At 64.1% G+C, this 21,645-nt stretch carries 19 protein-coding genes; 16 read left to right on the top strand and 3 right to left on the bottom strand.

Annotated features, from left to right (window positions below; genetic code table 11):
• The first annotated feature begins 32 nt into the window (after positions 1–32).
• The 4 genes from ppk2 to NCR34_RS28225 all read left to right on the top strand — a co-directional run bounded on the left by ppk2 (position 33) and on the right by NCR34_RS28225 (position 3,915).
• Entirely contained in the window at positions 33–851 is an 819-nt protein-coding gene (gene ppk2 / locus NCR34_RS19715; RefSeq protein WP_248324289.1) for a polyphosphate kinase 2, read from the top strand.
• Between the two features lie 48 nt (positions 852–899).
• Positions 900–2,606, top strand: a complete 1,707-nt coding sequence (locus NCR34_RS19710) for a SulP family inorganic anion transporter (protein ID WP_248324288.1) — start codon at positions 900–902, stop codon at positions 2,604–2,606.
• Between the two features lie 99 nt (positions 2,607–2,705).
• Positions 2,706–3,644 (top strand): phosphate acetyltransferase, encoded by a 939-nt coding sequence (locus NCR34_RS19705; RefSeq protein WP_248324287.1) that lies wholly within the window; start codon positions 2,706–2,708, stop codon positions 3,642–3,644.
• Between the two features lie 4 nt (positions 3,645–3,648).
• A complete protein-coding gene (locus NCR34_RS28225) occupies positions 3,649–3,915 on the top strand; it encodes a hypothetical protein (RefSeq protein ID WP_350029445.1) in 267 nt (88 codons plus the stop codon).
• 44 nt (positions 3,916–3,959) lie between these two features.
• Here NCR34_RS28225 and NCR34_RS19695 read toward each other — a convergent pair whose 3' ends face one another.
• Positions 3,960–4,550 (bottom strand): BPSL1445 family SYLF domain-containing lipoprotein, encoded by a 591-nt coding sequence (locus tag NCR34_RS19695; protein ID WP_248324788.1) that lies wholly within the window; start codon positions 4,548–4,550, stop codon positions 3,960–3,962.
• Positions 4,551–4,980: 430 nt separating this feature from the next.
• Here NCR34_RS19695 and NCR34_RS19690 point away from each other — a divergent pair, with 430 nt between their 5' ends.
• Together NCR34_RS19690 and NCR34_RS19685 are read left to right on the top strand one after the other, a co-directional pair.
• Positions 4,981–6,081 (top strand): AI-2E family transporter, encoded by a 1,101-nt coding sequence (locus NCR34_RS19690; RefSeq protein WP_248324286.1) that lies wholly within the window; start codon positions 4,981–4,983, stop codon positions 6,079–6,081.
• A gap of 201 nt (positions 6,082–6,282) precedes the next feature.
• Complete coding sequence (locus NCR34_RS19685; protein WP_248324285.1) at positions 6,283–7,341, top strand: beta-keto acid cleavage family enzyme; 1,059 nt, start codon at positions 6,283–6,285, stop codon at positions 7,339–7,341.
• A gap of 57 nt (positions 7,342–7,398) precedes the next feature.
• Here NCR34_RS19685 and NCR34_RS19680 read toward each other — a convergent pair whose 3' ends face one another.
• Positions 7,399–8,400, bottom strand: a complete 1,002-nt coding sequence (locus NCR34_RS19680) for an AraC family transcriptional regulator (protein ID WP_248324284.1) — start codon at positions 8,398–8,400, stop codon at positions 7,399–7,401.
• A gap of 266 nt (positions 8,401–8,666) precedes the next feature.
• On the opposite strand from NCR34_RS19680, the gene NCR34_RS19675 reads away from it, so the two are divergent.
• The 10 genes from NCR34_RS19675 to NCR34_RS19630 all read left to right on the top strand — a co-directional run bounded on the left by NCR34_RS19675 (position 8,667) and on the right by NCR34_RS19630 (position 19,899).
• Positions 8,667–9,995, top strand: a complete 1,329-nt coding sequence (locus NCR34_RS19675) for an MFS transporter (protein ID WP_248324283.1) — start codon at positions 8,667–8,669, stop codon at positions 9,993–9,995.
• Between the two features lie 60 nt (positions 9,996–10,055).
• Entirely contained in the window at positions 10,056–11,036 is a 981-nt protein-coding gene (locus NCR34_RS19670; protein ID WP_248324282.1) for a quinone oxidoreductase family protein, read from the top strand.
• A gap of 10 nt (positions 11,037–11,046) precedes the next feature.
• The gene (locus tag NCR34_RS19665) at positions 11,047–11,895 is read left to right on the top strand and encodes a TauD/TfdA dioxygenase family protein (protein WP_248324281.1); all 849 of its coding nucleotides are present in this window, start codon (positions 11,047–11,049) and stop codon (positions 11,893–11,895) included.
• 18 nt (positions 11,896–11,913) lie between these two features.
• On the top strand, positions 11,914–12,474 hold the full coding sequence (locus NCR34_RS19660) for an RBBP9/YdeN family alpha/beta hydrolase (protein WP_248324280.1): 561 nt from the start codon (positions 11,914–11,916) through the stop codon (positions 12,472–12,474).
• A 100-nt stretch (positions 12,475–12,574) separates the two neighbouring features.
• Positions 12,575–14,203: a 3-(methylthio)propionyl-CoA ligase gene (locus NCR34_RS19655; RefSeq protein WP_248324279.1), complete on the top strand. Its 1,629-nt coding sequence runs from the start codon at positions 12,575–12,577 to the stop codon at positions 14,201–14,203.
• Positions 14,204–14,285: 82 nt separating this feature from the next.
• Positions 14,286–15,431, top strand: coding sequence for a porin (locus NCR34_RS19650; protein WP_250501008.1), 1,146 nt, complete (start codon positions 14,286–14,288; stop codon positions 15,429–15,431).
• A gap of 30 nt (positions 15,432–15,461) precedes the next feature.
• Entirely contained in the window at positions 15,462–15,839 is a 378-nt protein-coding gene (locus NCR34_RS19645) for a BON domain-containing protein (protein WP_248324277.1), read from the top strand.
• A 44-nt stretch (positions 15,840–15,883) separates the two neighbouring features.
• Entirely contained in the window at positions 15,884–17,686 is a 1,803-nt protein-coding gene (locus tag NCR34_RS19640) for an acyl-CoA dehydrogenase (RefSeq protein WP_248324276.1), read from the top strand.
• A 16-nt stretch (positions 17,687–17,702) separates the two neighbouring features.
• Positions 17,703–18,896 (top strand): acetyl-CoA C-acyltransferase family protein, encoded by a 1,194-nt coding sequence (locus NCR34_RS19635; protein WP_248324275.1) that lies wholly within the window; start codon positions 17,703–17,705, stop codon positions 18,894–18,896.
• 169 nt (positions 18,897–19,065) lie between these two features.
• Positions 19,066–19,899 carry a class II glutamine amidotransferase gene (locus NCR34_RS19630; RefSeq protein ID WP_248324274.1) on the top strand — a complete coding sequence of 278 codons (834 nt, stop codon included), beginning with the start codon at positions 19,066–19,068 and terminating at the stop codon, positions 19,897–19,899.
• Positions 19,900–19,954: 55 nt separating this feature from the next.
• Here NCR34_RS19630 and NCR34_RS19625 read toward each other — a convergent pair whose 3' ends face one another.
• Positions 19,955–21,496 (bottom strand): acetolactate synthase large subunit, encoded by a 1,542-nt coding sequence (locus tag NCR34_RS19625; RefSeq protein ID WP_250501036.1) that lies wholly within the window; start codon positions 21,494–21,496, stop codon positions 19,955–19,957.
• Between the last annotated feature and the right edge of the window lie 149 nt (positions 21,497–21,645).

The raw sequence follows: 21,645 nt of genomic DNA, 5'->3' as shown, positions 1-21,645 counted from the left end.
TACAGCTCGAGAACCAATGAGGAGCCAACGCGATGGAAGACAAGGTTGCCGGGGAATCGGAAGGCGCGCGCTCGGGAAATCGTCTGAGCGGAAAGCAGTACGAGAAGGAACTGGCGCGCCTGCATGTGGAACTCGTGAGACTACAGCAGTGGACCGTGCATACCGGCGCGAAAATATGCGTGGTGTTCGAGGGACGCGACGGCGCGGGCAAGGGAGGCACCATCAAGGCACTCACGGAGCGCGTGAGTCCGCGCATCTTTCGCGTGATCGCGCTGCCGGCGCCCACGGAGCGCGAGAAAACGCAGATGTACTTTCAGCGGTATATCCCGCACCTTCCCGCCGCAGGCGAAATCGCGCTATTCGACCGTAGCTGGTACAACCGTGCGGGGGTGGAGCGCGTGATGGGGTTCTGCACGCCCGAGCAAGTGCAGACCTTCTTGAAGGGCGTGCCGCTCGTCGAGCGCGCGATCATCGACTCCGGAGTGATCCTGCTGAAGTACTGGCTCGAAGTGAGCGAAGAAGAGCAGACCCGCCGCCTCGAAGCGCGCATCCACGATGAGCGCAAGATCTGGAAACTCTCGCCGATGGACCTGCGGTCCTATAGCCGCTGGTACGACTATTCGCGCGCGCGTGACGACATGTTCGCTGCCACCGATACCGACGATGCACCGTGGTACGTGGTGCGTTCGGACGACAAGCGGCGCGCGCGACTCAATCTCATCAGTCACCTGCTCGATAACTTCCCTTACACCGTGCTTCCCCGCGAAAAGGTGAAGCTGCCGAAAAGGCAGAAGCCGGAGGGCTATCGCGAGAGCGATCATCCGCTCAGGTACGTGCCCGAGCGGTTCTGACGCCTGTTTCCGTCGACGCCGCACCGCCCGCCCACCGAGGGAGTCGTCATGCCGGAACGCGCATCCGCCGCTCGCGCCACCCGCGCCGGGATGATCCCCGAGTGGCTGTCGCGCTACGACAGGCAGTGGGCGCATGCCGACGTGATCGCGGGCGCGACGGCTGCGGCTGTCGTCATTCCGAAGGCGCTCGCTTACGCGACGATCGCAGGCTTGCCCGTGCAAGTGGGCCTCTACACAGCGTGCGTGCCGATGCTCATCTACGCGCTCACGGGCGCGTCGCGCGTGCTGAGCGTCAGCACGACCACCACGCTGGCGATTCTTGCGGGCGATACGCTCGGCATGATGAGCAATGCCGGCGACCCGCAGATGCTCGCGACCCTGAACGCCACGCTGACCGCTCTCGTCGGCGGCATGCTCATGGCGGCGGCCGTGTTGCGAATGGGCTTCGTCGCGGACTTCATTTCCGAGCCTGTGCTCGTGGGATTCAAGGCAGGCGTGGCCATCGTGATCGTCGTGGATCAGTTGCCGAAGCTATTCGGCATTCATTTCCCGAAGGAATCGTTCTTTCACAACGTGGCGTCGTTGATCGGCAACCTCCCGCACGCGTCGCCGGTCACGATGGCGCTCGCGTTCATCAGCATCGCCGCGTTGATCGCGCTGGAGCGCTGCGTGCCGCGCGCGCCTGCGCCGCTCATCGTCGTGGGGGCGGCGATTGCGGCCGTCGCCGTCTTTGGCTTGCGCTCGCGCGGCGTGGAAACCGTGGGCGCGGTTCCCGCAGGACTGCCCTCGTGGGTGAAGCCGGACCCGGCGCTTGCGCTTGCGCTGTGGCCGCACGCACTGGGCATTGCGCTGATGAGTTTCACCGAAAGCATTGCGGCGGGCCGCGCGTTCGCGCGCAACGACGAGCCGCCACCCAACGCCAACCGCGAACTCTTCGCGACAGGTATCGCGAATGTCGGAAGCGCGCTCTTCGGAGGCATGGTAGCTGGAGGCGGCACGAGCCAGACCGCCGTCAACCGCCAAGCCGGCGCACGCACGCAATGCGCGCAGATCGTCACGGCACTCATCGCGCTAGCCGTCATGCTGATATTCGCGCCGCTGATGGCGTTGATGCCGCACGCAACGCTTGCCGCAGTCGTCGTGTATTACTCGATCGGCCTTTTCAGCGTGGCCGAATTTCGGGCGATCCTGAGAGTGCGCAAGACCGAGTTCGTCTGGGCGCTCACTGCATGCGTGGGCGTCGTGTTGCTGGGAACGCTCGCGGGCATTGTCGTCGCCATCGTGGTCTCGCTGCTGATGCTCGCGCATCAGGTGTCGAATCCGCCGCTGTACGTGCTCAAGCGCATACCCGGCACCAACGTATTCCGGCCGGCATCGGCGCGACATCCCGACGACGAAACGTTTCCCGGCATGCTCCTGCTTCGTCCCGAAGGACGAATCTTCTTCGTCAACGCGCAGCGCGTGGCCGACAAAATTCGTCCGATCGTTCAGGAATCCGATGCAAACATCGTCGTGCTGGATCTGAGCCGTGTTTTCGACCTCGAATACACCGCCCTCAAGATGCTGGCGGAAGCCGAACAACGCCTGAGCGCAAACGGCACCGTGCTATGGCTCGCGGGCTTGAATCCGAGCGTGCTCGACAGCGTGCGACGTTCGCCGCTCGGCGAGTCGTTGGGCGAGGCACGCATGTTCTACAACCTGGAGCATGTCGTCGCCAGATATCGCGAGACCGTTGCAACGAGCGAGTCGCGTTGACCGTCGGCATGGCGGCATCGTTGGGCGTCATCGGGATCGCCTTAAAGGTCACGTCATGAGCGCGCCTGCGCTCCCTTGAAATTCCTGCTGGAGGCATTCATGGAGCATACGCATGAGAAGTATCAACGGCTGATCGAGATTTGCACGACGCTGCCGCCGCTTGCCACTGCGGTCGTGCATCCGTGCGACCGGACGTCGCTCGAAGGCGCGGTGAAGGCGGCCGAAATGGGGCTGATCGCGCCGCAACTGTTCGGGCCGAGCGACCGTATCCACGAGATAGCCTGCGAGTGCGGGCTCGACATCTCGCGCTATCCGCTAGTCGACGCGCCGCACAGCCACGCGGCCGCGCAGCTGGCGGTGGACAGCGTGCGCGAAGCGCGCGTCGAAGCGCTCATGAAAGGCAGCCTGCACACCGACGAAGTCATGGCGGCGGTCGTAAAGCGCGAAGGCGGCCTGCGCACCGCGCGGCGCGTGAGCCACTGCTTCATCATGGACGTCCCGGGGCATCAGAACGCGCTCATCATCAGCGATGCGGCGATCAACATCGCGCCGACGCTCGCGGATAAAGTCGACATCGTGCAGAACGCAATCGATCTGGGCCATGCATTGCGCCTCGAGGAAGTGCGCGTGGCGATTCTCTCGGCGATGGAAACGGTGAACCCGAAAGTGCCGTCCACCATCGAAGCGGCGGCGCTCTGCAAGATGGTGGACCGGCATCAGATCACGGGTGCGCTCGTCGACGGGCCGCTCGCGCTCGATAATGCCATTGATCTCGAAGCCGCGCACACGAAGAAGATCGACTCGCCGGTCGCGGGGCGCGCGAACGTGCTTATCGTGCCGGATCTCGAAGCGGGCAACATGCTCGCGAAAAGCCTGTCGTTTCTCGCGGGCGCGGATGCGGCGGGCATCGTGCTCGGGGCGCGCGTGCCGATCATCCTGACGAGTCGCGCCGATTCGCTGCAATCGCGGCTGGCTTCGTGCGCGATCGCCTCGCTGGTCGCGGCCAAGCGCCGCGAAGAACTGCACGTGACGGGGTGAAAAGATGGCCGACGTCATTCTGGTTCTGAACGCGGGTTCATCGAGCATCAAGTTCAGCGCATTCGACGCGCAAAGCCCCGATCTCGCGCTCGTTTCGCGCGGGCAAGCGGAAGGGCTCTTCGGCTCGCCGCGCTTCGCCGCGTTCGACGCGCGCGGAGAAACACGCATCAGCACGGCGACGAGCAAAGTCGGCGCGTGGGTGATCCCCACGAACGAAGAACTGATGATCGCGCGTCACGCGCGCAGCGTGATGGATCGCGCATCCCGTTGATGCGGGCGCTGCGCGATCTCATGCTCGTAGGAAGCGACGCGGACTTATTCGTCCAGTCGGCTTATTTTCGTGCCCTGAAGCGAGGCATCCGCCATCAGGCCGGCGTTCGTCAATACGATCGCGTTCACCGGTTTGGTGGCGGTGGTGGTATCGATCGTGCCGTTCGCGCCCATCTTGAGAAGCGCCACCGATGCATCCGCTCCCGCCGACCAGCCCTTGGAGTTGCGGAAGTTGTCGAGCGCCTCCTGCGTCATGAAGAGGAAGATGAGCGCCTTCGATTGCGCGCCGGCCTGCAGGCCGAACGAGCCCGAAGTCGTGCTGTAGTAGCCGACTGTGTGGCCGCCTACGCGAAGCGCGCCCTTGCCGTATTGCGCGCCGACCACGAGGCCGGCCTGAAGTACCGACGGAAACACGAGTACGCCGCGGGCCTTGCCGACGAGTTCCCGCGACCCGGGTACGCTGGCATAGAGCCGCTGGATGGTGCTGTCCACATCGGCGTCGATGGAGCGCCGCTGGTCGGCGGCACCCGCCGCTTGCTCGGTGCCCGCGTTTCTGTTCGTGGTGCAGCCAGTCAGTGCGAGGCAACTCAGCGCCAGGACGGCGGAAGATGCCGTCACGAGAATTCGTCTTTGCATCATGGTTTCCACCGTTTGGCTAACGAAGCGTTGAATTGAGACACGGGGTGCAAGGAAAGTTATAGCACATGGACCCGGAAGCGCGACCCTCGCTTGTCCCTACGGCGCGTTGAGTTGTGCTGCGGATGCCATGCGCGTGTCATAAGCCGTTTTCTCCGCGCCAAACGATTCCCGATTACAACGTGGCACGTCCCGTCGCTGCATTGCACTGGATTTGTTTGAGAAGTCGGATTGTCCGTCCTAGACTTGGACGGGGAACGCTTTTCTCAGCGCCTCTGCGGGTGCACGTCGTATCCGCGTCGTGCGATCAGTGGTCGCATCTTGTCGGACCGGCGCTGTGTTCGCGAGCCGGCGCGCTCATAGTCGATGGTCCCGGCAACCGTGGTCAGCCGTGCGTCACGCTCCGCGGCAAGCCGCGAGGAGGCACGAAATGCTCACTCCCGTTACCGAACGCACGCTCTCGCGCGAGTTACTCGATGTCCTGATTCGCGCAGGTCTCGTCGCCGTTCTCGCCGTCTTCTGCTTTCGCGTCTTCGTGCCATTTCTAAATCTCATGGTCTGGGCGCTCATCCTGGCTGTCACGCTGTATCCGCTACAGGTCAAGCTTCGCGGTCCGCTCGGGGGCAGGAACGGGCTCATCGCGTCGCTCATCATCCTCGTCGCGTTCGCTGTGATTCTGGTGCCGACGTACCTGCTCGGCGTGGCAATAGCGAATTCGATGGACCACGCGATGTCCATCATCCGGAGCGGCACGCTGCATATTCCGCCGCCGGCCGAATCGGTGGCCGCATGGCCGTTCGTGGGCCGACACGTCTATGACTTCTGGGCGCAAGCATCGACCGATATCACCGTTCTCGCACAGAAGTTCACGCCTCAGTTGAAGCAAGCGGGGCTCGCGGTGCTCGGCACGATTACCGGTCTCGGTGCGGGACTCGTCGTGTTCTTCCTGGCCTTGATCGTCGCTGGCATATTCATGGCGCACGGCGAGAAAGGCTATCAGAGCGCAGTGTTGATCGCATCGCGGATCTCAGGACCGGAGAACGGACGACAGATCGCCGATCTGTCCACGGCCACGATCCGCGCCGTCGCGCAGGGCGTGGTCGGCATCGCGTTCATTCAGATGTTGTTGATCGGCATCGCGTTCATCGTGATGGACATTCCCGGTGCCGGTCTGCTCGCGCTGGCCGTGCTGCTCATCGGAATCATGCAGCTTCCCGCGACCTTCATCACGCTGCCGGTCATCGTCTATGTCGTGCTGACCGAGGGCTTCAGCGCGGCGACGATTGCTTTCGCGATCTACGTCTTCATAGCGGGGCTCGCCGATAACGTGCTCAAGCCTCTGCTGCTGGGCCGTGGCGTGGCAGTGCCCATGCCCGTGGTTCTGATCGGCGCGCTGGGCGGCATGGTGACGGGCGGGGTGATCGGACTCTTTATCGGCCCGGTCATGCTCGCGGTGGCGTACAAGCTTTTCTGGCGGTGGGTGAAGGACCAGCCGGAACGCGAGTCGATCGTGCAGAAGGAAAAGGTTTGACCGGGGCGAAGTCTTTGCGAAGAATGCGTGAACGTCGGTGTAAACGCTGACTGGCACCGAAGCCTAAATTCTTGGCGCGCCGGCCTAAATCCCATTCTCGGGCAGCCTGTAACTTAGTCGCGCGGGTTCGTTCGCCGCGTGCGACACCGGCGAACGCTCCAATCCTTTCCCGGCTTGCAGCCTGTCCTTTGAGACCACGCCATGAACTTCCTCGACGGTTCCCTCTACACTGAAAATCAGCCGCCCCTCGTCATCACAGCCGCGCCGTATGCGCCGGCATGGGTGCCTTCCGACTTCCCGGAAGACATTCCCGTCACGATGGACGAGCAGATTCAAAAAGCGGTGGATTGCTATAACGCCGGCGCCACCGTGCTTCATCTGCACGTGCGCGAACTCGACGGCAAGGGCAGCAAGCGGCTGTCCAAGTTCAACGAACTCATCGCCGGCGTGCGCAACGCAGTGCCCGACATGATCATCCAGGTCGGCGGGTCGATCAGCTTCGCGCCGGAATCCGAAGGCGCCGCAGCGAAATGGCTGAGCGACGACACGCGCCATATGCTGGCCGAACTCGATCCCAAGCCCGATCAGGTCACGGTCACCATCAACACCTCGCAAATGAACGTGGTCGAGCATTGGGAAGACGACGACGTCAAGGGAACCTCGATGGAGGACCCCGAAGTGTATAACGCATATAAAGAAATGACCGTGCCGGCGCAGCCGGGATGGGCCGAGGAGCACATTCGCCGCCTCAACGCGGCGGGCATTCAGAGCGCGTTTCAGTGCTACAACATCAACAGCTTCGAGTCCGTCGAGCGATTGATCCGGCGCGGCGTGTACAAAGGCCCGCTCGTCATGAACTGGGTGGCCATCGGTGGCGGCATGGACGCGCCGAACATCTATAACCTCGCGAACTTCCTGCGCGCGACGCCCGATGGCGCGGTGCTGACCGTGGAAAGCTCGATGCGCAACGTGCTGCCGATCAACATGATGGGCATTGCCATGGGCCTGCACGTTCGCTGTGGCACCGAAGACAACCTGTGGAATCAGTCGCGCACGCGAAAGATGAGTTCCGTCGAACAGATCGAGCAACTGGTGCGCATCTCGCGCGAATTCGGCCGCGATATCGCCACCGCCGATGAAGCGCGAGCCATCAACAAGATCGGCGTGTTCTATGACACGGTCGAGGAAACCTTGGTCGCGAACGGTTTCGCGCCCAACCGCAACGGCGGCACGCAGGGCTTCTTGCGCAAGGCCGTCTGACGGCGCGGTATCGCGAAGTACCGATATCGACTCCGCGCATAGAGCAGCCGGCGCCGATCAACGCCGCCGGCTGCTCCGCCAGTCGCGCGGCGTCATGCCGAAGCGCGAGGTGAACCAGTTCGTGAACGATCCTTGCTGGTTATAGCCCAGTAGCGCGGCGACGCGTCCTATCGGATAGCGCGGGTTGCTCATGTAGCGCACCGCGAGTTCGCGGCGCACTTCATCGACGAGTTCGGAGAAGCTGGTGCTCGCCATCTCGAGCTGGCGCTGCATCGTGCGCACGCTCAGTCCCAGTTGCCGCGCAACGGGTTCGACCGTGCCTTGTTCGAGCGGCAAGAGCAGGTATATCGCCTTGCGCACTTCCAGCGTGATGGAATCGCCCTGCGCTTGCTTGAGCGGCGCGGCGAGACTCTCGGCGTAGCGGACGAGCTCCGGGTCGGCGGCAGGATTCGGGTAGTCGAGATCCGTTGCGGCGCATACAAAGCCGTTGAAGTCGCTTCCAAATTCCATAGGACAACCAAAGAACCGTCGGTGGTACGTGAGGTCGGCGGGGCCGGCGTGCGTGAAATGGACGGTGCGCGGTTTCCAGTGCGCGCCTAAGAGAGCGCTCGAATGGCGCGCGAGCACGCCGAGTGCGAGTTCGATTGCCTGGTTGGTCGGCGTGCCCGGCGCAACGACGAGTTCCTCGCGGATCGTGACCGTCGCGCCGGCGTCCTCCACGTAGATCGCGAGCGCTTCGTTGAGCAGGTGCCGATATTCGGCCGCGGCAAGCAACACCTCGCGCAGCGTGCGCTTATGGGCGAGCAGCAGGTTGACCACGCCTGTGCCGAACTTGTGCCGCGTTTCGGCCATTTGCAATGCAAACGTGGGACACGACGCGGCGTCTGCCGTCAGTTCGAGTAGCCGGCAGCAGGCGGCAGCTGAAACGCGACTGTCCGGATTCGCGAGCGCGGAAGGATCGATGCCGACGCGCTGCGCCATATCGACCGCGCTGATGCCGAGCCGCCGCGTGACTTCGAAATAACCGCTCATCGCGATCGACCGGAGCATCGTCTCCATGGCTTTCCTTCGGTGCGTGTATGCGTTGCCGCTTGCCGCCCGCGCCGCTCATCGGTGTTTTCACGGAGTGGCACGGAAACACAAAAACATGGCGCTCAGCACGAAATTGTAGTTTGCCGTTCCCGTATCGTGCAATGACGGCGCGGTTGTAATCAGATAGCTTCGTAAGCGGCTGTGCATGCGCGAGGCGGTGAACGACTTCACCGACGAACCCTTGCCGCTAGTGAAGACGACCGGTAACCAGCCAGACGTGAAGGAGACAAACAATGCTTGTTCAGCATGCGCAGCCCGCGACGGGCGATGTTGCGGTATCGGAAGCGGACGTGCCCGGCTATGCCTGGGTCGTGTTCGCATTGACGGTCGGATTGCTGCTGTCCGATTACATGTCGAGGCAGGTCCTGAACGCGGTATTCCCGCTACTCAAGGCGAACTGGGCGTTGACCGACACGCGCCTCGGGTCGCTCAGCAGCGTGGTCGCGTTGATGGTCGGCGTGCTGACCTTTCCGCTATCGGTGCTCGCGGATCGTTGGGGGCGTGTGAAAAGCATTCTTCTGATGGCGGCGATCTGGAGCTTCGCGACGCTCGGCTGCGCGCTCGCCACCAACTATGGCGAGATGCTGGTCGCGCGTGCATTCGTCGGTATCGGCGAGGCGGCCTACGGCAGCGTCGGCATCGCGGTCGTGCTGAGCATCTTCCCGGCACGGCTACGCGCGACGCTGACCGGCGCGTTCATGGCAGGGGGCGCGTTCGGCTCGGTGCTGGGCATGGCGCTCGGTGGCGCGGTGGCGGCTCATCTCGGCTGGCGCCCGGCGTTCGGCGTCATGGCCGCGCTGGGTCTCGTGCTCGTCGTCGTGTACCGGTTCGTCGTGACCGAAAAACGGCTGGCACCGCTTCAGCCCGCGAGCGTGAGCGTGAACCGCGGCCCGCGCGAAGTCGGCATGCGCCTCAGTCTGCGCGCTTTGTTGAAGGGACTGTTCTCCACGAAGTCGGTGGTGTGTGCCTATATCGGCAGCGGCATTCATCTGCTCGTTCCCGCCGCGATGTGGGCATGGATGCCGAGCTTCCTCAACCGCTATTACGGCATGCCGGTCGGCAAGGCCGCGATGAGCGCAGCCGCATTCGTTCTGGTGACCGGCCTCGGCATGGTGGTGTGCGGGAATCTGGCCGACCGCTTGAGCAAGCATTCGCGAGAAACCAAGTGGGCCGCCGCAATCGCCTTTTGCGTGACATGTGCCGCGTTGCTCGCTATCGGTTTGCGCATGCCGGCCGGGCCCATGCAACTCATCGTGATCGGCGCTGGCATGTTCCTGAGCGCAGGCGCAAGCGGTCCGGCCGGCGCGATGGTCGCCAATCTCACGCCGCCGTCGATCCACGCATCGGCATTCGCGACGCTCACGCTGGCGAACAACCTGTTGGGCCTCGCGCCCGCCGCGATTCTCACCGGCGTCATCGCCGACCGGATCGGCTTGCTGGGCGCGTTGCAACTCGTGCCGTTCGCGCCGCTCGTCGCCGGAATTGCGTTCTACATCGGCAAGCGCAACTACGCCGGTGATCTGGATCGCCTGAACACGCTGCGCGAGCAGGCCGTGCGTTGAACGCGCCTGCATCGACGGCCAAATTGATTGAGCAGTTACGTAATCGAGAGGAGATTGAACATGGCTAAAGCGATTCGCTTCCATGAAACCGGCGGTCCCGAAGTCTTGCGCTACGAAACGGTCGCAGTAGGCGATCCGGGTCCGGGACAGGTCCGTTTGCGTCATGAGGCCGTGGGGCTGAACTTCGCCGACACCTATTTTCGCAGTGGTCTTTATCCGGTGCCGCTGCCTTCGGGTATGGGCGTCGAAGCCGCGGGCGTGGTCGAAGCTGTCGGCGCGGGCGTGGAGAACGTCGCGCCCGGCGACCGCGTGACCTACACAGGCTTCATCAATACGCTCGGCGCCTATAGCACGGAGCGTTTGATCGCCGCTGCGCCGCTCATCAAACTGCCCGCTGCGATCTCGTTCGAAACCGCTGCCGGCATGACCATGCGCGGTCTGACGAGCGCGTACCTGATGCGCCGTATCTACGACTTCAAGGCCGGCGACACGATTCTGCTGCATGCGGCGGCGGGCGGTGTCGGCCTGATCGTGTCGCAATGGGCGAAGCTGCTCGGACTCACCGTGATCGGCACCGTATCGACGGAAGCGAAGGGCGAAGTGGCGCGCGCGCATGGCTGCGATCACGTGATCGACTACAGCCGGGAAGACGTCGCGGCGCGAGTGCGCGAACTGACTGACGGAGTCGGCGTGAACGTGGTGTTCGATAGCGTCGGCAAGGACACATTCGACGCGTCGCTCAATTCGTTGAAGCGCCGCGGCCTCATGGTCTGTGTCGGCACGGCATCCGGTCCGGTCCCGCCCTTCAATCCGCAGATACTCGCGATGAAGGGCTCGCTCTATCTGACCCGCCCCGCGCTCGCCGATTACATCGCCGATGAAGCAGAGAAAAACGAACTCGCCGCCGAACTCTTCGCGCATGTGGCCGCGGGGCGTATCGATATCCAGGTGAATCAGCGCTATGCGCTCGAAGACGCGGTGCAAGCTCACCGCGATCTCGAATCGCGCAAGACGACCGGTTCATCGGTGTTCATCATCTAAGGAGGCCATGATGCGAATCGAACCTCTCACATGTGCAATCGGTGCGGAACTGTTCGGCGTCGATCTGGCCGACGGCATTCACGACGACGGACTCTTCAGCGAGATCAGAGCGGCGCTGTTGAAGCATCGCGTGCTGTTTCTGCGCGAACAGGACATCACGCGCGCCGAGCATGTTGCGTTTGCGCGCCGCTTCGGTGAACTGGAAGATCATCCGGTGGCAGGCAGCGACCCCGAGTATCCCGGGCTCGTGCGCATCTACAAGACACCCGATCAGCCGAACGACCGGTATGAGAACGCATGGCACGCGGACGCAACGTGGCGCGAGGCGCCGCAATTCGGCGCGGTGCTTCGTTGCGTGGAATGTCCGCCCGTCGGAGGCGACACGATGTGGGCGAACATGGCGCTCGCGTACGAGAACCTGCCCGCGCACATCAAGACGCAGATTGCCGACCTGCGCGCGCGTCATAGCATCGAGGCGAGCTTCGGCGCTGCAATGCCGACGGAAAAGCGCCATGCACTCAAGGCGCAGTTCCCGGATGCCGAACATCCCGTTGTGCGCACGCACCCCGAGACCGGAGAGAAGATTCTGTTCGTGAATGCCTTCACGACGCATTTCACCAACTATCACACGCCCGATCGCGTGCGCTTCGGCCAGGACGCCAATCCGGGCGCAGGCGACCTGCTGCGCTATCTGATCAGTCAGGCATACATCCCCGAGTATCAGGTGCGCTGGCGCTGGCAGAAGAACAGCGTGGCCATCTGGGACAACCGGAGCACGCAGCACTATGCGGTCATGGACTATCCGCCGTGTCATCGCAAGATGGAGCGCGCGGGAATCATCGGCGACAAGCCTTATTGATAACAAAAAGGCCGCTTCATGAATTCACCTACGATGCCGACCGTTGTCATGGTGCCGGGCTTGCGCGGTCATGTCGCCGAACACTGGCAAACGTTGCTGCAAAAAGAATTGCCCAAGTCCGCCTGCGTGCCGCCGCTCGAACACGACACGCTCAGTTGCGCGGCGCGCGTGGCGGCGCTCGATGCAACGCTCGCGAAGATAGACGGTCCCGTGATTCTCGTCGCGCATAGCGCGGGCGTGATGATCACCGTACATTGGGCGCAGCATCGCCGGCGCGAGATCCACGGTGCGGTGCTGGCCGCCCCGGCCGATCTCGAGACGCCGCTGCCCGCTGGCTATCCGACGCTCGAAGCGTTGGCGCAAAACGGCTGGCTTCCGATTCCGCGCGGGACGCTGCCGTTTCCGAGCATCGTCGCCGCGAGCCGCAATGACCCGCTTGCGCGCTTCGAGCGCGTGTCCGGGATGGCGAAGGACTGGGGCAGCCGACTCGTCGATCTCGGCGACGTGGGACACCTGAACCCCGCGTCGGGCTTCGGCGAATGGAAGATGGCGCACCGTCTCATTCAGGAACTCGTGTGAACGGATGCGGGCAGTCTGCACCGCATGCCGCGTAGTGTCATAACCCGTTGAAAGCGCGCGCCGGAACGTCAGCCGTGATGCGCCATCAGGAGAACGAATCATGCAAGGCTTGATGATGCAGCAACCGCTGCTGGTCGCTTCGCTGCTCACCCATGCCGAACGGCATCACGGTGCCCGGGAAATCGTGTCCCGGCGAGTGGAAGGGGACATTCACCGCTACACGTATCGGGATCTCGCGCAACGCGCGCGCCGCATGGCCAACGCGCTGGCCGCGCTCGGTATTCAGCCGGGTGATCGGGTGGCCACGCTGGCGTGGAACGGCTACCGGCACATGGAACTGTATTTCGCGGCCTCCGGCTCGGGTGCCGTGTTGCACACGCTGAACCCTCGGCTCCACATCGACCAGCTGGCCTACATCATCGATCATGCGCAAGACCGCGTCGTGTTCTTCGACATGACGTTCATGCCGCTCATCGAATCGGTCGCGTCGCGCGTCAAGAGTCCGAAGGTGTTCGTCGCGATGACGGACCGCGCGCACATGCCACAGACGCACGGTCTGTCCACCATGCTGATGTGCTACGAGGATCTGATCGACGCAAGCAGCGACGCATTCGACTGGCCGCTCCTCGATGAGAACAGCGCGTCGTCGCTCTGCTACACATCGGGGACCACGGGGCATCCGAAAGGCGTGCTGTACAGCCACCGCTCGACCCTGTTGCATACCTTCGCCGCCGCGCTGCCGGATTCGCTCAATTGCTCGGCGCGTGACTCGATACTGCCCGTGGTGCCAATGTTCCACGTCAACGCATGGGGCTTGCCGTATATCGCCTGCATGGTGGGCGCGAAGCTGGTATTCCCCGGGGCCGCCCTCGACGGCGCGTCGCTCTATGAACTGATCGAAAGCGAGCAGGTCACGCTGTCCGCTGGCGTGCCGACCGTGTGGCAGGGGCTGCTCGCGCATGTCGACGAAACGAAGGGCAGCTTCTCGTCGATGCGACGCACGGTGATCGGCGGAGCACCGTGTCCGACGGCGATGGCTACCGCCTTTCAAGAGCGTTATCAGGTGGACGTGCTGCATGCGTGGGGCATGACCGAACTGAGTCCGCTCGGCACCGTATGCAGCTTCAAGGCGCATCAAGTCGCGCTGCCAGACGCTGACCGCTACGCGCTTCAGGCGAAGCAGGGCCGCGCGGTGTTCGGCATCGACATGAAGATCGTCGGTCCACAAGGGTCGGAACTGCCGTGGGACGGCCGCAGCGCCGGCGATCTCATGGTGCGCGGCCCGTGGGTCACGCGCCAGTACTTCGGCAGCGACGATGCCTCGCCGCTATCCGACGGCTGGTTCCCGACCGGAGACATCGCGAAGATCGACCCCGACGGGTTCATGCAGATCACGGACCGCAGCAAGGACGTCATCAAATCGGGCGGCGAATGGATCAGCTCGGCCGAGATCGAAAACATCGCCTGTCTGCACCCGGACGTGACGACTGCGGTGTGCATCGGCGCGAGGCATCCGAAGTGGGACGAGCGGCCGTTGCTGCTCGTCGTGAAGAAGCCGGATAGCGCGGTGACCGAACACGAGCTGCTCCGTTTCTTCGACGGACGCTTGGCCAAGTGGTGCATGCCGGACGCGGTGGTCTTCATCGATTCGGTGCCGCACGGCGCTACCGGCAAGGTCCTTAAACATCGACTACGCGATCAATTCACGGACTACTTCGTGCCGGGCTGACACCGGCCCGCATCGACGCAGATTCGTTCCGGCACTACTCACACAAGACCGCTCGCATGCGGCACATCGTTGGAGACACGCAATGAAATTGAAGTTGAGCGGCGCCGCGGCGCTGCTGATGTTCGCGACTGCGGCGCACCCGCAATCGTCGGTCACGCTGTATGGCGTGCTCGACAGCGGGCTGCTTTATCAAAGCACGTCAGCGGCGACGTTCCTGCCGACCGCGCGCAACATGGGGCATGTGTATCAACTCAAGGACGGCGGCATCTACGCGAGCTTCTGGGGCCTGAAGGGCAGCGAAGACCTCGGCGGCGGCTACAAGATCAACTTCAAGCTGCAAGGCTCGTTCAACAGCGCGAACGGCCGCACGGGGCTGCCCGATACTCCCGGCACGACAGCGATCTTCAACCAGTACGCGACTATCGGCGCATCGGGGCCGTTCGGCACATTCGACGCCGGCCGGCAGATCATCCCGATGATCTACGCGATGGCGGAAACCGACGTGCGCGGCGCGCAGTACTTCGGCAGCATTCTGACCGCGTGGCTGGGCGTGAATCAGGCTGCGGGCTGGCCCGGCACGAGCACGAATGCGCCCATCGGCGCGCTGTATGACAGCAACGCGCTCGTCTACACGACGCCGAAATTCTACGGCGCATCGCTTGCGCTGGAATACGCGCTGGGCGGCGTCGCGGGCCAGTTTCAGGGCGGCACGCGCGAATCGGCCGTGCTCAAGTATTCGAATTACGGCCTCAACCTGTCCGCCGTCTACTACAACGGACACGACACCAATCCGTATCCCATCAACTATCCGGCTGCGCCCGCCATCACGCCGACCGGACAGGACAACAACCGCTTCTATTACTTCGGCGCGATGTACACCATCGACGGCGTGTCGATTTCCGCGTCTTACGGCATCGGCAAGAACCCGTCCAGAAGCAACACCGTGAACTTCGAGATGGCATCCGGTGGTCTCGGCTATCAGTTCCACTCGCGTTTCAAGGTGACATCCGGTTTCTACTACCTGAAGGACCGGAACAATTCGGCTAACCATTCCAGCGAATTCTCACTGGGAGCCGAATACAGCGTATCTCCCCGAACCCGGGCGTACGCGCAAGTCGGTTATGTCGACAACAAGGGCACCATGAACCAGACGATCATTTACGGCGCACCGGTGGCGCCGGGCGTCTCTACCACGGCCGCGATGGTCGGCATTCGCCATGTGTTCTGAACGCGCCACCCTAAACGACGGGAGAAACCCATGAAGCATGTCCGCGCCCTACAAGTCGCTGTGGCGTCATTGATCGCAATAACGTCCGCGAGCGTCTGGTCTCAGACTAACAATGCATCCGGCGCACAGGCCGCCTCAGCGACGGCGGCTTCCGCCAGCGCAGCGCCCGAAACCGGCAGAAAGGCGAATCGCGCGCTGCGCAGAAAGGTGTATGCGGCAATCGGCAAGCACAAGGAGATCAGTGCCGGTGATCTCAGCGTCATCGCGAAAGACGGCGCCGTGACGCTCGGCGGCACGGTCACGGACGCGCAGCAGATCAAAGAGGTCGAGGACATCGCGAAGGCGGTTCCCGGCGTGACGTCGGTGACCAACAAGCTGACCGTGAGAAAGCCGCTTGGCGGCATGTAGTCGTCCTAACGAACATCACTTTGCAACACCTGGACTAAACGAATATGACTTACGCCGCACCATTGAACGAGATGCTCTTTACGATGACCGAGCTTGCGGGCCTCGACGATATCGCCACCTTGCCCGGCTTCGAAGATGCAGATCACGATACGGCCCGAGGCGTGCTCGAAGAATGCGCGAGGCTGTGCAACGAGGTCTGGGCGCCGCTCAACGCAGAAGGCGACCGCAATCCGAGCACATGGAAGGACGGCGCGGTCGAATCGACTCGGGGCTTTCGGCAAGCCTTCGGCCACTTCGTCGAAGGCGGATGGCAAGGCGTGCATCATCCGCAAGAATATGGCGGACAGGGGCTGCCGAAGCTGATCGCAGCCGCGTGCACCGAGATGCTGAACGCGTCGAACCTGTCGCTCGCGCTGTGCCCGCTGCTGACCGATGGCGCGATCGAAGCGCTGCTTATCGCGGGCAGCGATGAACAGAAGTCGACCTACTTGCCCAAGCTCGTCTCGGGCCAGTGGACCGGCACCATGAATCTCACCGAACCGCAAGCGGGGTCCGACCTCGCGCTGTTGCGCACGCGGGCGCAGCGGCAGAGCGACGGCACGTACCGCATCTTCGGCACGAAGACCTTCATTACGTGGGGCGAGCACGACATGGCCGAGAACATCGTGCATCTCGTGCTTGCCCGCACGCCCGAGGCGCCGGCAGGCGTGAAGGGCATCTCGCTCTTCATCGTGCCCAAGCGGCTCGTCAACGCGGATGGTTCCTGCGGCGAGCGCAATGACGTGACGTGCGTCTCGATCGAACACAAGCTCGGCATCAAAGCGAGCCCGACCGCCGTGCTTCAGTTCGGCGATCACGGCGGCGCGACAGGCTTTCTGGTGGGCGAGGAAAACCGTGGCCTCGAATACATGTTCGTCATGATGAACGCGGCTCGCTTCGGCGTGGGCGTGCAGGGCATCGGCGTGTCGGAGCGCGCGTATCAGAAGGCCGTTGCCTACGCGAAAGAGCGCGTGCAGGGCCGCCCCGTCGACGGATCGTCGAGCGAGCCGGTGCAGATCATCGCGCATCCGGACGTGCGCCGGATGCTCTTGACGATGCGCGCGCTGACGGAAGGCGCCCGCTCGCTCGCCTACGTCGCGGCGGCGCATGCCGACCGGGCTCACGCACATGCGGACGCGAAGGTGCGTGAAGCGAACCAGGCGATCTATGAGTTTCTGGTGCCTATCGTGAAGGGGTGGAGCACGGAGATGGCGCTCGAAGTGACGAGCCTCGGCATTCAGGTTCATGGCGGCATGGGCTTCATCGAGGAGACTGGCGCTGCCCAGTACTACCGCGACGCGCGCATCCTCCCGATCTACGAAGGCACGACCGCCATTCAGGCGAACGACCTGATCGGTCGCAAGACGCTGCGCGACAAAGGCGCGGTGGCGATGCGTCTTCTCGCCCGCATCGAAGAAACCATCGTGACGTTACAGAGTCACGCGTCTTTCAACACGAGCGCGGCGTTCCAGTCGATGCACGCGCATCTTCTCGCGGGCCACGACGCGCTTGCGCGTTCGGTGTGCTTCGTCGTCGACAACGCGCGCCGCGAACCGAACGCCGTGTTCGCGGGAAGCGTGCCGTACTTGCAGCTGGCGGGCATCGTGCTCTGCGGCTGGCAACTTGCGCGCTCATTGATCGCCGCCACGGACAAACAAGAAAGCGACCCTGCTTTCCATGACACGAGAATCGCCACGGCGCATGCCTATGCGACACACGTGCTGCCGCGAGCGATCGCACTCGAAGCGGCCGTTGTCGCCGGGCTCGACGTCGAAGGCGTTCCCGCGTTGCAGGGTGAACAGTTCTAGTTCGAAGGAGTGAACAATGCGAAGGGATGTCGTCGTGGTCAGCGGTGCGCGCACCGCAATCGGAAAGTTTGGTGGCAGTCTCAAGGACCAGCCGCCCACGGCGCTAGGCGCGCACGTCGTGCGCAACGTGCTGGCCAAAACCGGCCTGCCCGCGCAGGACGTGGGTCGGGTCGTGTTCGGCAACGTCATCGCTACCGAGCCTAGAGACCTGTATCTGGCGCGTGTCGCCGCGCTGGACGCCGGCCTCGCCGAGCACACGCCCGCGATGACCGTCAACCGTCTATGCGGCTCCGGACTGGAAGCGATCATCTGCGCGGCGCAGGCCATTTCGCTGGGCGATACCGACGTCGCGATCGGCGGCGGCGCCGAGAACATGAGTCGCGCGCCCTACCTTGCGACGGACGCTCGCTTCGGCGCGCGCATGGGAGACAGCCGGCTCATCGACATGATGCTCGGCGCGTTGCACGACCCGTTCCACTCGATCCACATGGGCATGACCGCGGAGAACGTCGCGCGCAAGTACGGCATCACGCGCGAGCAGCAGGATGCGCTCGCGCTGGAGTCGCATCGGCGGGCGGCGCGCGCGATAACCGAGGGCCGCTTCGCAGGCCAGATCGCTGCAATCGCCACGCACGTCAAGGGCAAAAGCACCGTCTTCGATACCGACGAACACGTGCGCCACGACCTCCGGCAAGGCGAGCTTGCCGGCTTGCGTCCCGCGTTCCTGAAAGATGGCGGAACGGTGACGGCGGGCAACGCCTCCGGAATCAACGACGCGGCCGCTGCGATTCTGATGATGGACGCGCAGACGGCGAAAGCGCGCGAGATTCGGCCGCTGGCACGTCTCGTTTCGTATGCGCACGCGGGTGTCGATCCGCAGTACATGGGCATCGGTCCGGTGCCCGCGACACGCGCGGCGCTCAAGCGCGCCGGTCTGCACGCGACCGATCTCGACGTGATCGAATCGAACGAGGCATTTGCGGCTCAGGCGTGCGCGGTGACGAAGCTGCTGGAACTCGACGCGCGAAAGGTCAACCCGAACGGATCGGGCATATCGCTCGGGCACCCGATCGGCGCGACGGGCGCGGTCATCACCGTCAAGGCGCTTCACGAACTGGAGCGCATCAACGGACGCTACGCGCTCGTGACGATGTGCATCGGAGGCGGGCAGGGCATCGCGGCGATCTTCGAGAATCTTCGGAGGGCTTAAGCCGTCGCGAGTGTCTGGCTGAGTGCCAGGCACGGCACCTATCCTCAGGCGAAGGCAGCGCGCGAACAATCGGTGTATCGTCGATTCTGCCGGCGCGGCTCGAACTGATCGTCCGGCCCGCTGCGGCAGACTTCGGCCGCCGACTCACGCCCCTTCCACAGGAAAGATCATGTGCCGCTGGCTCGCCTATTCGGGCAATCCGCTTCAGCTCGAAACCGTGCTCTTCAACGCGAAACATTCGCTCATCGACCAGAGCCTGCATGCGCGGCTCGGCCAGACCACCACCAACGGCGACGGCTTCGGGATCGGATGGTACGGACATCCGACCGACATTCCCTTTCGCTATCGTTGCATTCAGCCGGCGTGGAGCGATCGCAACCTGCGCGAAGCCGCGCGCGCCATCCACGCACCGCTGTTCGTCGCGCACGTGCGCGCGGCGACCGGCACGCCGTCGCAGGAAACCAACTGTCATCCGTTCCGTTACGGCCGGTGGCTCTTCGTGCACAACGGCCTCGTGCGCAACTACCCGGTGTTGCGCCGCGATCTGATGGTGGCGGTCGCGCCCGAGCTGTTTCCGTCGATCGAAGGATCGACCGATTCGGAAGTGCTGTTCTTTCTCGCGCTCACGTTCGGCCTGGCGCATGCGCCTGTCACCGCGCTCAAGCGGATGGTGGCATTCGTCGAGGACACCGCCCGCCGCCACGGCGTAGCCGACCCGCTGAACATGACCGTCTGCGCGACCGACGGCGAGCAAATCGTGGCCGTCCGCTATTCGAGCGAGCGGCAGTCGCGCTCGCTCTTTCACAACACGTCGTTCCGTCACTTGCACGCGTTGTATCCCGACGATCCGCGCATCGCGATGGCCGGAGAGGATGCTTTCCTCGTCGTGTCCGAGCCGCTCGCCGATTTGCCCGGATGGTGGCAGGAGATTCCGGAGAGCACCGTGGTCGTCGCGCAGGGCGGCGAAGTCGAGCAGTTTCCGTTCGAGCCGCAAGCGGCCTGAGTCGTGCGTCCGGACGCGCGGTTCAACGGCTGATCACTTTGCGACTTCGCGCGCCTCAAATGCAAAGCTCGATCAGGAACGGGCCGGGACGTCGCACGGCCATCGCGAAGAGTTCGTTGAAGCGCGCCATGTCGCTCGCTCGGTCCGCTTCCACGCCCATGCCGCCGGCGATCTTCACCCAGTCGAGATCCGGATTGCCGATGTCCAGTATGTCCATCGCCGTCTTGCCCGCCGTCGCGCCCACGCTGGCGAGCTCGTGCTGGAGGATGGCGTAGCGGCGATTCGCGAGCAGCACCACGGTGACGTCGAGCTTTTCGCGCGCCATGCTCCACAGGGCTTGCGGCGTATACATCGCCGAACCGTCCGCCTGAAGCGCAATCACGCGCCGGCCCTTCGCGGCGACTGCCGCGCCCAGCGCGAGCGGGAGGCCATCGCCGATGGCGCCGCCCGTTAGCTGAAGCCAGTCGTGCGGCGCGGCGTGAACCGTCCCGGGATAGAAGGCGTGTCCGAAGCTCACGCTTTCGTCGACGACGATGGCCTCTTCCGGCATCAACGCGCTCAAGGTTTGCGCCACGGCCTGAGAACTTATCGCGCCTGTGCCGACGCGCGGCGTGGCCGAAGCGAACGCGGGAACGCGCACGGCCGGCGCCTTCAGCGCGTCGGCGAGACGCGCGAGCGCGTCGGGCAGATCGTCCTCGGGGCGCGCGAGGACGTGGATCGCCGCATCGTCCGGAAAGGGACGCGCAGGCTTGCCCGGATAGGCGAAGAAGTTGGCGGGCGCAGGCGTGCCCACCAGGACCACCTGACGAATGCTCGAGAGCCGGGCGCGTGCGGCATCGCCGGAGTAGGGCATGCGCTCGATCGGAAAGCGCCCGCGGCCACGCGGCACGCGTGCGTTGAAGGTCGTCGACATGAGCTGCGCGCCCGTCGCGGCCGCGATGCGATGGGCACAGGCCAACGCGTGTTCTTCGAGCGCCGCGCCGGCGAGCAGCAGCAACGACGGCTGATCCTGCCGCAACACACGCGCGATGCGCTCGATCTCGTCCGGCGACACGCTCGCCGCGCGATCGGGTTCGAGCGGCGCGGCAATCACGCCGCCGCTGTCCCAGCAGACATCCGACGGCAAGATCAGACTGGCGACTCCGCCGGGCGCGGCGCGGGCCGCCTGCACCGCGGCGGCGGCGGCCGCGCCGACGGCATCGGCCTGTTCGACGGTTCGGGTCCACACCGAGACGGGGCGCGCCCACGCTTCTGCGTCGGTGGTGAGCGGCGCGTCGTACTGACGGTGATGCGTCGCCTGATCGCCGATGAGGTTGACCACCGGCGTCTGCGCGCGCCGCGCGTTGTGCAGGTTCGCGAGACCGTTCGCGAGGCCCGGACCGCAGTGCAGCAGCGTGGCGGCCGGCTTGCCCGCGATGCGCGCATACCCGTCCGCCGCGCCGGTCACGACGCCTTCGAACAGGCCGAGCACGCAACGCATGGCGGGAATGCGATCCAGCGCCGCGACGAAATGCATCTCGCTCGTTCCCGGATTGGCGAAGCAGGTATCGACGCCGCAGGCCAGCAGCGTCCTGACGAGACTCTCGGCGCCGTTGATGGTGCTACACGCTTCGGACGTTGTCATGGGTCGTTCCGGAAAAGGGGGCTTGCGGCTCTGATCCGCACTGACCCGAAAGTATGAGCAACGAAGCTCGCGCGCGATTCCGGATTCGGGCGTCGGCCAGAGCCCGCAAAGCCGGGCCATTG

The sequence above is a fragment of the Caballeronia sp. GAWG1-5s-s genome, from assembly GCF_023631445.1.
Taxonomy (GTDB): Bacteria; Pseudomonadota; Gammaproteobacteria; order Burkholderiales; family Burkholderiaceae; genus Caballeronia.
Note: the sequence above shows the minus strand (reverse complement) of the source record. Positions and strands in the feature narration are given on the sequence as shown.